Origin of the sequence: Bacillus cereus group sp. MYBK5-2 (genome assembly GCF_051915685.1) — a bacterium.
In the GTDB taxonomy this organism is placed as follows: Bacteria; Bacillota; Bacilli; order Bacillales; family Bacillaceae_G; genus Bacillus_A; species Bacillus_A cereus.
Genome location: NZ_JBQAFE010000001.1, coordinates 1,524,735 through 1,537,790 on the forward strand (window position 1 = coordinate 1,524,735; position 13,056 = coordinate 1,537,790).

Sequence of the window (13,056 nt, forward strand, 5' to 3'; positions counted from 1 at the left end):
ATGTGGCAAGTTGTAAAAAGAGATGTGAGATTTTGGTTTGGTGTTACTTTTTTAAGCGTACTTATGATTGTTAGTATTGGAAATACTTTATTTTTCGATGGGAATATCCGTGAACTTACGATGATGTATAACGAAAAAGGAGAACTAGAGGCTGCTCCATTTTCACCGTCGAATAAATTTTGGTTCGGTAGTGATGAGAAAGGACGCGATCTTTTCCAGCTAATAATAGAAGGAGCGAAATGGACAGTTGGTGCGAGCGTAATTATAGCGATTCTACGAGTTATAGTTGGAGGAGGTATTGGTTTGCTTCTTGGTATGTATAGCAAACGTTCTTTTCCAGTTATAGCATCTTTTTTTGATCCGTTCAGCATTGTACCTATGGTTATGATTTCTTTTTTTGTGTTAAAGGAAGTTTTAGTGTTTGAAAATGGGACAGTACCAGAGCCGTTTCATTTAAGGGTAATATTTCAAATGGTTATCCTTACGTGTTTAGCGGTACCAACAATTATGTTATATACAGCGCAGGAAGTCCGTCGGATAAAAAGAGAAGAATTTATGATGGCAGCAACTGTGCTTGGGGGCAGTAAATGGCATAGAGTGAAAAATCACGTATGGCCACACGTATTACCAGCATTTTTTTTACTTGTTGCTCAACAATTTGTGAGTACTTTATTACTTCTCTTGCATCTTGGCTTGTTAGAGTTATTTTTTGGTGGAACAATTATCTTTGGTACAGAGGCAGATAGTGTAACAAAAGAATGGACCGGCCTAATTGGTCAAAACTTCCGTCATTTAACTACTCATACATGGATTGTACTTATACCGATTGCTTTTTATAGTATGACAATTTTAGCTGGAAATCTAATTAGTAATAGCATGCAAGATGCGATTAAGTTAGGAAATGTGAGAAAGCTAGAGAGGGAAAGTAAAGAATTACAAGTAGAGAAACAAGTACAACCAACTATGAATGACTTTTCTTTTTATAGAGAGATACAAAAATAAAAAAGATAGCTGAAGACAAATTGTTTTCAACTATCTTTTTTCGTTTAAAGTGGAGGTAAATCAATCTTACCTTCTTCAAATAATTCTTTTATCATATGCTTCGTATAACCAGCGGCTTGACCAAATGTGATTTTTGCTGGCATTGGTGCTTCGTTAGCATCTACAACTACATCAATAATACACGGTTTATTTTGTTTTACTGCATTTTCGAAAGCGGGAAGGAGTTCATCTAAATTCTCAACACGGTATCCAATACCTCCACACGCCTCTGCATATTTTGCAAAATCAGGGTTCGTTAAATCTGTTTCGAATTCGATATTACCCATAACTTCTTGCTCGAATTTAATCATCGCAATTTTATTATTGTTTAATACGACGACAACGATTGGCAATTTATATTTTACAGCTGTTACGAAGTCATTCATCGTCATTCCAAATCCGCCATCACCACAAACTGCAAATACTTGTTTATCCGGGAATGCAATTTTTCCAGCAAGAGCACCAGGTAAACCGCAACCAAGTGTTGCGAGCCAGCTAGAAATGACAAATTGCTGGTTTGTCATACGGAAGTGTCTTGCGGTCCATACTGTTACATTTCCGACATCGACTGATAGAATTGCGTCATCATGTGCTACTTGCTGCAGAGCATGCATAACGCGTTGTGGTTTAATTGGAATGGAAGAGTCTTCTTCTTGATCGTGTAATTTTTCTTCCCACTTTTTCATCATTTCTTGGTGATGTTCTAAGAAGGAATGGTCTGTGTGTTCTTCAACATTTTCAATTAACCATCGTAATGTTTTATCAGCATCACCAGCTAAACCAATATCTGTCGCATAACGTTTCCCGATTTGGGCAGGATCTGTATCGATATGAATTGTTTTTGCTTTTTCAGGTAAGAAGCCGGTGAACGGATAAGAAGTACCGACCATAATTAAAGTATCTGCATGCTTCATTGCTTCATAAGAAGGTTTCGTTCCAATTAATCCTAATCCACCAATACAAAGAGGGTGTTCATCAGGAATAATTCCTTTAGCTGGTAATGTAAGTACGATTGGAGCACCAATATGTTCTGCCAATGCAAGTAAAGATTCTCTCGCATGTTTTGTTCCTTTTCCAGCTAAAATCACAGGCCTTTTCGCTTCATTTATTGCGAGTTTCGCTGCATCTAAATCTTCTTTTTGTGGAAACAACTCAGGCAAAGTAAAAGAAGTATTTGTAACACGGGCACCATTTTTTACTTCGAATTTAGGGACATCATCTGGAATTGTAAGAACGGATACACCTTTTTTCGTATAAGCCATTCGAATTGCTTGATTCACTACGGCAGGTAGTTGCTCTGCTGACATAATACGCTGGTTATAAACCGCAACATCATCAAACATTCTTTCTAAATTTACTTCTTGGAAAAAGTCCGTTCCAAGTAAATCGGTTTCTACTTGACCTGAAATTGCTAGAACAGGGGCTTTATCGAGTTTCGCATCATATAAACCATTTAATAAATGAATAGCACCAGGTCCTGCAATTGCCATACAAACGCCAAGTTTTCCTGTTAATTTCGCATAGGCAGCCGCTGCTAATGCACCAGCTTCTTCATGGCGAACTTGAATGAATTTAATTTTATCTTGTTTTTTTCTTAAAGCTTCAATGATAGAATTAATGGAATCTCCAGGCATGCCGTATATGTGTTCTACTCCCCAGTCAATTAATAAATCAACTAATGCTTCACCGGCTGTTTTCCCAAACATAATTGTTCCTCCTTATAATAGGTAGATAACATTATGTTTTGGAAAAATAGGAAAAATATACAAATAAGAAAATTTATCTGGTTATTTGTAATCCAAGAATCAGTGTGGGAGGAACAAAAGTTTCACTTTAGCAACTTTAATGATGACCAGCGAATAAAGTGAACACTGTTATTAGTAAAAAACCACTAGTTGCCCACATTAGAAATGTAAGGAAAGAGAGCTGTTTCTTAGCTTTCCAAAGCATTTCATGAATTGTGACATATCCAAGTGAACCAATAGCACTTCCCATAATGAGGCCTTGCAGGTGAAGAGCTTTTCCTTCCATCAAAATGCCAAAAACTGTGCCAGTACCGAGAATAAGAGAAAGTAATAAAGTTGTTAATAAAAAGGAAATATATTTATGTTTTGTAAAAAGAAATGGAATAATTAAAGCTAATCCTTCTGGAATATGGTGAACGACGATTGCTATTAAAAAGGGAATGGCAGAGTCATTATGATTTATAAAAGCTGTACCTAACGCAAATCCACTCGGTATATTATGAATAAATATAGCGAAAGAGAGAAAAAGAAAGGTTTGCCATGCTTGTTGATCTTTTTTATGTATCATTGGATGGTGACAATAGTTATCTAATAAGCCCATAACTAAAATACCGATAGCTATACCAAGTATAGGTCCAATCATTTCATAGCTTGAAAATGTTTCAGGAATAATTTCAAGTGACAATAACCCAAACAAAATACCGCCACATAATGCGTATAAACGATGCATCTTTTCTTCAATGAGTTGGCGTGTTGCTACTCCAACAGCACCGCCTAATAGCAATCCACCGAACGAAAAAAATGTTACAATCATTGGGATCCATAAACGTTCCATAGTATCACACTCCGATTCTATTCCCTTATTTTTAGCTTACGAAAAGAAAAGTTAGATTAGTCCAAGTAATTGTGTTTGAGTATAGAGAAAAAAGTAGTGATTCGTTATAATCTATATATTAAACTTAAGTGAGGAAATGAAAAGGGGAATTGGTTATGCAACAAATTAAAAAAATAGGAAACTCATTTTGGTATATGACACCTGTTTCTGAAACAGATAGACCTATATTAGGAATGGTTGTTGGAAAAGAAAAAACGTTAATGATCGATGCAGGGAATTCAGAAGAACATGCACAATTATTTTTAGAAATGTTAAAAGAACAAAATGTATCAAATCCTGATTTTGTAGCACTAACGCATTGGCATTGGGATCATATTTTTGGATTATCTGTATTACGGAATGCATTAACTATTTCGCACGCTGAAACGAAAAAAGAAATGCAGACAATAGTATCTTATGAATGGACAGATGAAGCGTTGGATGCACGCGTAAAAGAGGGTACTGAAATTGAATTTTGTGCGGATTGCATCAAGAAAGAGTTTGAAGAAAAAGCGAGAAATATTAACATTATTCCTCCGGCCTTAACGTTCCAGGATCAAATGGAATTAGATCTTGGTGAGGTGACATGCGTGTTAAAACATGTGGGCGGAGATCATGCACATGATTCAGTTGTTATGTACATAAAAGAAGAAAAGATATTGTTTTTAGGGGACTGTATATATGCAGATATTTTTTCCTCGAAGTGGAACTATACGACGAAAAGAACGTTTGCATTAATAGATGAATTAGAAAAATTTGATGCTGAGACATATATTCTTTCTCATGGGGAAGCGATAAATCGAGAGGAGTTTTTACAAGAGATTCGCTTGTTAAAAGCAGTAGGAACTTATACAGAAGCTCATAAGGGCGATGAAGAGAAGATAAAGGCAGCGTACAAACAAGAACTAGATAGAGAATTAAATGAAGATGAGTTAGAAACAATAACGTATTTTGTCAATGGTTATGAAATGAATAATCTGTAAGACACTACATTAATCAAATATAATTAAATTGCACAAAAAGAGTATTGAAATTTAATTCAATACTCTTTTAAATATTAAGTCCCAAGCAATTTCTAAATTTTTTGGCTGGTTCATCATCTGGATTTATACCACTTTCAAAACTGGTAGTGAAAGGTAACCACTGCCAATCTTCGCATCCTACAAAAGCTACTCTTGACCAATTCTCAATGAATTCAATGAAATTATTCGCAATCTTATACCCATGTCCTTCTCCATCGTCGTGGCTTAGGTAAATTATTGGAGCATCTATATCATCTTTCATATCAAATGCTAAATAATCTCCATTTCCCACTTCACAAAATGCTAATTTGTTGTGCCAAACTACATCATATTCATCATCTAAATTTAAAAAAAACTCGTCAACCAAGTCTTTACGTTCTTTTTCGAATTTAGAAAGACTTTCTAAACTCCAGTGGGGTGTTCCGCAAAAAATATCAGTAAATTCATTTGGTAGCTCTACATCGTCAGGTAAAAACCAGCGTAAGCTAAAATTTCCTGAGAACTCTAAAAGTACTTTTTTGAAGCTATTTGGTAGTTTAATATCCAGTTTTTCTTCTACTTGGATTATTTGTTCAAGGGAAGATGGTTCATCTATATAAACTTCTTGAACTTCACCACCTATGTATTTAATTCTAGAAGTTATAATTTCTATTCGTTCTTTTAGTAACTCATAATCCATCTTATCACCTCATGTTATATTAATTAAAGTATATCATTCTTAATAAATTTTTTTCGTGTTATTGAGGTTTCAAGTAGCAGCTTTTTTAGCTAATTTAGTAATATATTCAAAGAAAACATCGTGTTTTACATAGTAAACGACATTTACAGGTCGTCCATTAGTAGTTTCCTCTGTACGTCCTTGGCTTGGTCCGTATGTATGAACAATACTATTAATTGTTTCAGTTTTTGCAAGGTTAGTGTTTCCGACAAGCGCGGTAGTTAGTACATCCCATAAATAGTAGGTAGAGTTCGTTGAGAAGTGAACGAGAGGGGGAACCATTGCATAGCATTGACCAAGGAAATCCATACCAATATACTTTCGTTCTTTTGCCCACTGTTCACGTATGTTTATAGTTAACGGAACTTGGTTTGTACTTTCTAGTGTCACTAAGTCGATTTTAATTTGTGCATCCCATACACGAGCCACTGCTTCAGGGTCCCAAAACGAATTCCACTCAGCTGTTCCATCATGCTCTGGTTCATGTACATTGCCTGCTGTAAGAAATGTACCACCCATCCAAACGAGACGTTCAATTTTATCTTCGATGATGGGAGTTTCATATAATGCACGAGCAAGGTCAGTTAGGGGCCCGGTAAATAATAAAGTTGTTTTTCCTTCCGTTTGTAGAAGTGTTTCTATTAAATGGTGATGTGCAGGCTTTGCCACCACGGGTGTTACAACTTTTCCAGACTCATTTAAAATTGGTAAAGCATCTACATAAAATGCATGCATCCGCCAGTCTTTCGGAAACGGGTTTTGCCCGCGAGAGTTTGAAGCGGCTACGGCAATATTACCTTTGCCGAAACGATCGATAATTTTACGACTGGCAGACATTACGGGTTCTAAATAGCAGTCTGCTGGGATAACAGATACACCGGTAAGTTCAACGTTTTCCATTTGAAGTAATAAAAATAATGAAATTAAATCATCTACGCCGCCATCATGATTGAAGTACACTTTTTTCTTCATTGTAATCTCCATCCTATATGATTTAGTTAGAAATTAAATATGAATTGAGGAGAAGTCATCAATAATTTCCACCACTTCAATTTCTCCATTAATCAGTAGCTCAGGAAGCTCATTTCTAATATTTCCTTTCCAATACTCTCTAGCTTGTTCGATTTTTTGAGAAAAAGGAATACCATCTTCTTTCGGTAAAAGATTCCCGTCACCTTCAAAAGAACTTCCGATTACTCGTAGTTTAACAATCTGCAAAACTTCTCGATTGTAAGAATCAAATAGCGCTCTCCATTTCAAAGCATCCTCATAGCTTTTAGCAGCGTATAAACAAGATAATCTGGAAGGGTATTCAGGGAATTCTTGTAGTCTAACCATTTCTACAATTGTTTCTCTAACTGCTCTAATTGTTTGATCCATATAATTCATAACTACTTTAGCATTTTCATTATTTATATGTAATTCGTTATTTTTATAGTGTTTATTTAAAATTTGTATGCCATCTTCACCATTAGCATTTAATTGTTCTCTTTCAAAAAAGAAATGGTATAGAGTATTGTGTTGATTTTTGTTAAAAGGAATGATTTGTCCGATATGCATTTTTTTCCTTGTTACGATGTGATATGCGTAAAATTCTGCTTCATTCATGGTTATCCTCCTAGTAATAATGTAATGCAATGTTAAATTTAGTAATTCAACATTGAAATATATAAAACCTTTATAAGTAAAAGTGAGAATTTGAGTTGAAAGTAAAGAAAATACATGAAAACGTTTTAAATTTGTTCACAAAATGTTCACTTACGAAGGGGGGGCAATGTCGATATAATGACAAAGACTCAAAGAGAGAGGATGATGAAATTTGCCAACAACAAGAAAGGAAAACCTCCAATTTGGCATGATGATGTGCCTTGGAATGGTTATCGTAATGACGTTTTACAATTTACTAATGAATGAAACAGGAGGATCAATTTATATTAAAGAGATTGCATTAGAACTATTAATTGGCTTTATTATTGCGCTATTAATTGAAATATTTATAGTTGGACCTTGTGCGAAAAAAATTGTATTCATGTTGCCATTTGATAAATCTAAGAAAATAAATATTATCGTTGCAATGGCGACAACTATGGTAATTGGAATGGTGTTCTTTATGTCATTTTTCGGTATGGCTATGATGCATTTACATGGTGGACTAAAAGGAGATTCATTTGTTTCAATTTATTTTTCGATTTTTATTAAAAATTTCATAATGGCATATCCATTACAATTAATTATTATGGGACCGCTTGTACGTTTCTTATTTGCAAAGTTTGTTATGAAAAAGAAATCTTTTAATGTAGCGTAATTTAAATTCATAAAACTTTATATATGAATAATTAACATAAACACATCTCGCATTTTTGAGGTGTGTTTTTTGTTCATTCCAAGTTATTTTCATAGTGATGTGACATTTGTCCTTTTGCGATTATAGGATGATGGTTTTTAATTAAGTCAGAAATAAAGGATGAGGAGATGATTTTTTGAAAGGTATTATATTTGCTGTTTTTGCGGGGATATTTATAACACTTCAAGGAACCTTTAATGCGAAACTTAGTTCACATATCGGTATATGGTCGACGAGTATTATAACCCATTTAATTGGATTCATTATTGCAACAACTGTATTTTTGTTAAAGAAAGAAGAGAAAGTAACAGATTTAAAGAGTGTGAAAAAAGTATATTTAGCAGCGGGTGCATTTGGCGGATTCATTATTTGTGCAGAAACGATGGCGATATATTCACTAGGAGTTACATTGACAGCTGGCACACTAATGGTTGCTCAATTGTTAACGGCAACAGTTATTGAAATGAAAGGACTGTTTCATATAAAAAAGATACAGATGGAGAGATATCATATTGTGGGAACAATAGTAATGATTATAGGTATTGTTGTATTTAATATGTAAATGAAAGGAGAAATGAATATGGAGGATAAATCAGCTTTAATTACGCATTATTTGAGAACCAATAAAACGCTCGAGATTTTTTCAGAAATAGATACAGCTTATTTTCAATTAAATCACTTTGAAAAAGGCGAGCTTATTTGCAATATAGATGACGAAATGGATCGTTTATATTTTGTTGTTAAAGGTAAAGTAAAAGTTTACACGATTACACCTGAAGGGAAGAAACTAATCCTTCGCTTTATCAATCCATTGGCCATTGTTGGTGATATTGAATTAATTCAAAATAGCAAAGCACATAATGTCGTTGAGGCTTGTTCAGATGTTGTAGCAATCTCTATTTCTAATACGGTTATTAGAAACAAGTTATTACATGATCCTATATTTATGAAGTTCTTGCTTGAAAACATTGCCAACACGTTAAAAATATCGACTCGTTTTACTGCTCTTAATTTACTTTATCCTGTAGAAGTACGTGTAGCTAGTTATTTGCTTTCAATTTCAACAGATAGTAACGGGAATATGTATAAAGGGGATTTGGATGCAACTTCAGTAACGAGTATTGCAGATTTTATAGGGGTAAGTTATAGGCACGTAATTCGGGTATTACAAAGATTTTATAATGAAAAACTAATTGAAAAGAGTAATGGAGTTATTGTAATTAAAGATTTTTCTAGAATGAAGGAAGTTGCTAAAGATAATATATATGAGCAATGAAAGGGAGAGGAAGATTTTGATTGGATTTAGTTTAGCTATATTAGCAGGAATATTAATTAGCGTACAATCTGTTTTTAATGCAAAAGTAAATGAAAATGTAGGACAGTGGTTAACAACTACATGTGTCCTTGGAATAGGTCTCATTAGTTCTATTCTATTTTATATCATTACAGAAAACAGTATTAACATTAAAGTGTATACTACAAATTATTTGTTTTATGTAAGTGGACTGTTTGGTATCGGGTTAATTATTTGTATAATGGGTGCAATAAAGAGCTTAGGCCCAGCATATACGGTGCTAATTAGTCTTATTACTCAATTGGTCGTTGCGTTATGCATTGATACATTCGGATTATTTGGAATGGAGAGTGTTCCATTACAAGTAAATAAATTAGTTGGTATAGGTTTATTAATTGTGGGAGTAGGAATTTTTAAAAATCTATTTTTGAATAAGAAAGCTATTCATATAAATGAGGATAGTGTCTAAAGAATATAAAGGGGAAAAGTGTAAATGGTCAGAACTTATACATTTAGATAGTAATAAGTGAGCGATGAGGAGAGAGGATAAATGAATCAGTTAATGTTGCAAGATGGTATACACTATTTGAAAATCAATGGGATTATGCATTGGTGTAAAGTTGCAGGGACAGCTCATAATACAGTCCCTCTTATTATAGTACATGGTGGTCCAGGTGGTAATCATTATGTATTCGAAAGAACGCTTGGTTTGAAGTTAGAAGGAAATATGACTGTAGTTTATTACGAACAAAGAGGTTGCGGACGAAGTGAGGCACCACAAGATGACAGTGAGTACTCAATCAATACTCTAGTCGAAGATTTAGAGGAATTAAGAAAGCAATTACATGTAGAGAAGATAAATTTGTTAGGATATTCTTTTGGTGGACAAATTTGTTTAGAGTATGCTTTGAAATATCCAAGAAATGTTGAACAAATGGTATTACAAGCACCATCGTTAGATGATTTAAATGATATGTATACTGTGCAGATAGAAGGTTTTCTACAAGTAACGAAAGGGGAAATGAAAGAACAAATATTGAAAATAAGTAAGTCGAAAATTGCGCTAAAAGAAAAATATAATCAAGTTTGGAGTATAGTTGATACAGAAAATGTAGATCAACTATTGTTTAAAAATGAAGAATTTGCAAAGCTAAATCGGAGTCTTTGGGAGGAAGGTCAGTTAAGTAATACAGGGAAGATGAGCAAAGTTATTTTTGGAACAAAAGCATCTTTACCGCTTATTGAGCGTATTAAAGGTTTAGAAATTGATACGTGTGTCATAGTTGGAGCGCATGACTATAACACGGGTGTAGGAATGAGTTATAGAATAACGAGACAATTGAAAAATGGTAAACTTGTTATATTTGAAAATAGTGGACATTTCCCAGATATCGAGGAGATGGATAAAGTCTGTGAAACGATTATTGAGTTTTTGGAATAAAAGGGGGATATTAAGATCGAACCGAATTAATAGAGTTGAATTGGCTATTGGGATATTAAATCATGTAATATGCTAATTGTTTACTTGTAATTGAGGAAGAATCAATTAGTGTATTTGGAAAATAAGTAAAAAAGATCTCGTAAGGTGGAGGTCTTTTTTACTTATTATTTAATATTTTGAACTTATATGAACTGAAGTAGAAGAGTATGATAAGCACTTTCAGGGAACGAGAATATAACCGAAAATAAAATATTACTAAACGTATATAACTAATGAATACAATGTCTTTTTCGGTTATTATGTTGTAAATAATTTTATGATAAAATCTTTTACATAATGAAATAAAGGGGTAGTATTCTATGGGTTATTTCTCAAATGGTTTATTAGTTTTGTTTGTGCTAATCGTATGCAGTTGTATATTTTTTGGTTAATAATATAATGAGAGTCTTATATAAAAAGAAGTTATCTTAAGTGAGATAACTTCTTTTTATTTTATATTGAGAAGGAATTCTATCTTTCTTATTGAAGTTTGTTCTAGTTATTTTTACATCGATCAGATTTGTGTAAAGGGAATTTTATGAAATATAAACAAGCCAGAGAATAGGGAGTATTTACATGGGAAATAGTATACGCTACACAAGTGAACATCCTACAAATTTTAATGGATTATTATCCTTATACGAATCTTTAGGATGGAATTCTCTTAAATTAACGGTTAACGAGTTAGAACGAATGTGTAAGCAAAGTTGGTATGCAATTTATGTTTTTGATGATAAGAGGTTAGTAGGGATGGGGCGTGTCATATCAGATAGAGTCATAACAGGCATTATTTGTGGAGTTGGTGTATTGCCAAAATATCAGTCCATTGGTATTGGGAGAGAAATAGTGGAACGATTAATCCAACACTGTGAACAAAACAAGGTTATTCCACAACTTATGTGTGTAGAAAAATTGCAATCTTACTATGAATCTATAGGGTTTGAAGCATTCTCTATTGGGATGACAAAACATATTATAAGATAGAGGTGCTTTATCCCGCTATTTGCCGAGTAGTAAAAGCTCCACGGATTAAAGTTTCACTTTATATTTTCAGTTTACTCGTACATATTTTCAAACTTCAACATAAAGGAGAATGGCTGTATGGAGATTGCTAAAGGGATAGAAATGTTACAACTTGAATTTCAAGAATTTGTTATTCATCCAATTCTTTTATGGGATGATGAAATGGCAGTATTAATAGATACGGGTTTCCCAGGACAAATTGAAGATATACAAGTAGAGATGGAAAAGGTTGGGGTATCATTTGATAAGTTAAAATTCGTGATTTTGACGCATCAGGATATTGATCATATAGGTAGTCTTCCGGAATTGTTGCAGTGCTGTCGAAGTAATATTAAAGTTTATGCGCACGGACTAGATAAGCCATATATCGAGGGGGATTTACCTTTATTGAAGGATGGAAATATAGAGAACCGACCAAAAGGAAAAGTGAGTGACACTGTGATTGACGGGCAAGAACTTCCGTATTGCGGTGGAATACTAATTCTCCATACTCCAGGGCATACTCCGGGGCATATTAGTTTATATTTGAAACAAAGTAAAATTCTTGTCGCTGGAGACTCGATGTATAGTGTGAATGGAGTGTTAGGAGGAGTTCATGCCCCAACAACTTTAAATATTATGGAAGCACGGCAGTCTTTGAAGAAGTATTTAAATCTAGATATTGAATCTGTAGTTTGTTACCATGGGGGATTAAGTAAGGAGAATATAAATGTTCAACTTCAAAATTTGTAAAAGGTAAAGATAATAATTTTTTAATAATGGATGCTAAAGTGTAGTCTAATTGTTGGTATATAAATAAAACACTTAAATGATAAAAAAGCATGTTTGAAAAAATTCAAACATGCTCTTTTATTAAAGCAAATTAGTTTAATATGAATGACCTAATCCGTTCCAATAAAAAGAAACGATTTCTTGTGCTAATTCATCTATATTTGCAAGAATAGGATTGTGATTTTCATCTTTAAAATTCCCAATAGATAATAAAGATACGAAAGCATGAGCCGCAAATTTAGCGTTTCCTTTCGGAATTTCTCCGATGTGCATCGCATTATCGAGTGCTTTTTCTAGTACTTCATACATATTATCTTCAGCATTTTTTAATTGTTTCAATTGTTCTTCAGATAACGACAGTTTTGCATCTTTCATAAAATTTTTCATATCAATATCCATCGTTGCGTGTAAGTAAACTTTAGCGAAGTCTAATAATCTTTCTTCTAAAGTTTTGTTTGTAGAGAGTATTTGAGACATATTCTCACGTATACGTACCATCATTTCGATCATAGTAGCGGTAAATAAATCGGCTTTTGTTGAATAGTAATAGTAGACAGTTGCTTTCGTAACACCACAAACTTTTGCGACCTCATCCATAGAAACGACTTGATAATTTTGTGTAAGAAATAAGCGGGTTGCTACTTCTAAAATGGTTTCTTTTGTAGATTTTGTATTTTTATTTTGACGCGGCCTTCCGAGAGGACGTTGTTTTTGTTCCAAATACATTCGCTCCTGACATTTATG

15 protein-coding genes are annotated in these 13,056 nt (G+C 33.6%); 9 read left to right on the plus strand and 6 right to left on the minus strand.

Annotated elements, in window-relative coordinates; all coding sequences use genetic code 11:
* A complete protein-coding gene (locus tag ACTFP3_RS08085) occupies nucleotides 1–1,002 on the plus strand; it encodes an ABC transporter permease subunit (RefSeq protein WP_440009932.1) in 1,002 nt (333 codons plus the stop codon).
* A gap of 44 nt (nucleotides 1,003–1,046) precedes the next feature.
* Here the strand turns inward: ACTFP3_RS08085 and ACTFP3_RS08090 are convergent, their stop codons facing one another.
* Both ACTFP3_RS08090 and ACTFP3_RS08095 read right to left on the minus strand, forming a co-directional pair.
* On the minus strand, nucleotides 1,047–2,747 hold the full coding sequence (locus ACTFP3_RS08090; protein ID WP_166694979.1) for a pyruvate oxidase: 1,701 nt from the start codon (nucleotides 2,745–2,747) through the stop codon (nucleotides 1,047–1,049).
* A gap of 136 nt (nucleotides 2,748–2,883) precedes the next feature.
* Nucleotides 2,884–3,621, minus strand: coding sequence for a ZIP family metal transporter (locus tag ACTFP3_RS08095; RefSeq protein ID WP_000440615.1), 738 nt, complete (start codon nucleotides 3,619–3,621; stop codon nucleotides 2,884–2,886).
* 155 nt (nucleotides 3,622–3,776) lie between these two features.
* Here ACTFP3_RS08095 and ACTFP3_RS08100 point away from each other — a divergent pair, with 155 nt between their 5' ends.
* On the plus strand, nucleotides 3,777–4,643 hold the full coding sequence (locus ACTFP3_RS08100) for an MBL fold metallo-hydrolase (RefSeq protein ID WP_001184097.1): 867 nt from the start codon (nucleotides 3,777–3,779) through the stop codon (nucleotides 4,641–4,643).
* Nucleotides 4,644–4,710: 67 nt separating this feature from the next.
* Here ACTFP3_RS08100 and ACTFP3_RS08105 read toward each other — a convergent pair whose 3' ends face one another.
* From ACTFP3_RS08105 to ACTFP3_RS08115, 3 genes are all read right to left on the minus strand, one after another.
* On the minus strand, nucleotides 4,711–5,361 hold the full coding sequence (locus ACTFP3_RS08105; RefSeq protein ID WP_440009936.1) for an SMI1/KNR4 family protein: 651 nt from the start codon (nucleotides 5,359–5,361) through the stop codon (nucleotides 4,711–4,713).
* Nucleotides 5,362–5,430: 69 nt separating this feature from the next.
* Nucleotides 5,431–6,384 (minus strand): nucleoside hydrolase, encoded by a 954-nt coding sequence (locus ACTFP3_RS08110; RefSeq protein WP_440009938.1) that lies wholly within the window; start codon nucleotides 6,382–6,384, stop codon nucleotides 5,431–5,433.
* Nucleotides 6,385–6,405: 21 nt separating this feature from the next.
* On the minus strand, nucleotides 6,406–7,008 hold the full coding sequence (locus ACTFP3_RS08115; protein ID WP_001001045.1) for a DUF2441 domain-containing protein: 603 nt from the start codon (nucleotides 7,006–7,008) through the stop codon (nucleotides 6,406–6,408).
* A 211-nt stretch (nucleotides 7,009–7,219) separates the two neighbouring features.
* On the opposite strand from ACTFP3_RS08115, the gene ACTFP3_RS08120 reads away from it, so the two are divergent.
* The 7 genes from ACTFP3_RS08120 (at nucleotide 7,220) to ACTFP3_RS08150 (ending at nucleotide 12,273) form a co-directional block, all read left to right on the plus strand.
* Nucleotides 7,220–7,705, plus strand: coding sequence for a DUF2798 domain-containing protein (locus ACTFP3_RS08120; RefSeq protein ID WP_016122471.1), 486 nt, complete (start codon nucleotides 7,220–7,222; stop codon nucleotides 7,703–7,705).
* Between the two features lie 175 nt (nucleotides 7,706–7,880).
* Entirely contained in the window at nucleotides 7,881–8,306 is a 426-nt protein-coding gene (locus ACTFP3_RS08125; protein ID WP_006918615.1) for a DMT family transporter, read from the plus strand.
* Nucleotides 8,307–8,324: 18 nt separating this feature from the next.
* The gene (locus tag ACTFP3_RS08130) at nucleotides 8,325–9,020 is read left to right on the plus strand and encodes a Crp/Fnr family transcriptional regulator (RefSeq protein WP_006918616.1); all 696 of its coding nucleotides are present in this window, start codon (nucleotides 8,325–8,327) and stop codon (nucleotides 9,018–9,020) included.
* Between the two features lie 16 nt (nucleotides 9,021–9,036).
* Nucleotides 9,037–9,507 (plus strand): DMT family transporter, encoded by a 471-nt coding sequence (locus ACTFP3_RS08135; RefSeq protein WP_000579025.1) that lies wholly within the window; start codon nucleotides 9,037–9,039, stop codon nucleotides 9,505–9,507.
* Between the two features lie 81 nt (nucleotides 9,508–9,588).
* Nucleotides 9,589–10,479, plus strand: coding sequence for an alpha/beta fold hydrolase (locus ACTFP3_RS08140; protein WP_440009943.1), 891 nt, complete (start codon nucleotides 9,589–9,591; stop codon nucleotides 10,477–10,479).
* Between the two features lie 615 nt (nucleotides 10,480–11,094).
* Complete coding sequence (locus ACTFP3_RS08145) at nucleotides 11,095–11,502, plus strand: GNAT family N-acetyltransferase (protein WP_006918618.1); 408 nt, start codon at nucleotides 11,095–11,097, stop codon at nucleotides 11,500–11,502.
* A gap of 117 nt (nucleotides 11,503–11,619) precedes the next feature.
* On the plus strand, nucleotides 11,620–12,273 hold the full coding sequence (locus ACTFP3_RS08150) for an MBL fold metallo-hydrolase (protein ID WP_006918619.1): 654 nt from the start codon (nucleotides 11,620–11,622) through the stop codon (nucleotides 12,271–12,273).
* Nucleotides 12,274–12,408: 135 nt separating this feature from the next.
* Here the strand turns inward: ACTFP3_RS08150 and ACTFP3_RS08155 are convergent, their stop codons facing one another.
* Nucleotides 12,409–13,032 carry a TetR/AcrR family transcriptional regulator gene (locus tag ACTFP3_RS08155; RefSeq protein ID WP_000436025.1) on the minus strand — a complete coding sequence of 208 codons (624 nt, stop codon included), beginning with the start codon at nucleotides 13,030–13,032 and terminating at the stop codon, nucleotides 12,409–12,411.
* Nucleotides 13,033–13,056: the final 24 nt, after the last annotated feature.

Excerpts from the sequence above, each read along its gene's own strand:
- ACTFP3_RS08095 (WP_000440615.1), bottom strand. The coding sequence starts at position 3,621 with ATGGAACGTTTATGGATCCCAATGATTGTAACATTTTTTTCGTTCGGT.
- ACTFP3_RS08100 (WP_001184097.1), top strand. The coding sequence starts at position 3,777 with ATGCAACAAATTAAAAAAATAGGAAACTCATTTTGGTATATGACACCT.
- ACTFP3_RS08115 (WP_001001045.1), bottom strand. The coding sequence starts at position 7,008 with ATGAATGAAGCAGAATTTTACGCATATCACATCGTAACAAGGAAAAAA.
- ACTFP3_RS08150 (WP_006918619.1), top strand. The coding sequence starts at position 11,620 with ATGGAGATTGCTAAAGGGATAGAAATGTTACAACTTGAATTTCAAGAA.
- ACTFP3_RS08130 (WP_006918616.1), top strand. The coding sequence starts at position 8,325 with ATGGAGGATAAATCAGCTTTAATTACGCATTATTTGAGAACCAATAAA.
- ACTFP3_RS08085 (WP_440009932.1), top strand. The coding sequence starts at position 1 with ATGTGGCAAGTTGTAAAAAGAGATGTGAGATTTTGGTTTGGTGTTACT.
- ACTFP3_RS08110 (WP_440009938.1), bottom strand. The coding sequence starts at position 6,384 with ATGGAGATTACAATGAAGAAAAAAGTGTACTTCAATCATGATGGCGGC.
- ACTFP3_RS08090 (WP_166694979.1), bottom strand. The coding sequence starts at position 2,747 with ATGTTTGGGAAAACAGCCGGTGAAGCATTAGTTGATTTATTAATTGAC.
- ACTFP3_RS08145 (WP_006918618.1), top strand. The coding sequence starts at position 11,095 with ATGGGAAATAGTATACGCTACACAAGTGAACATCCTACAAATTTTAAT.
- ACTFP3_RS08105 (WP_440009936.1), bottom strand. The coding sequence starts at position 5,361 with ATGGATTATGAGTTACTAAAAGAACGAATAGAAATTATAACTTCTAGA.
- ACTFP3_RS08140 (WP_440009943.1), top strand. The coding sequence starts at position 9,589 with ATGAATCAGTTAATGTTGCAAGATGGTATACACTATTTGAAAATCAAT.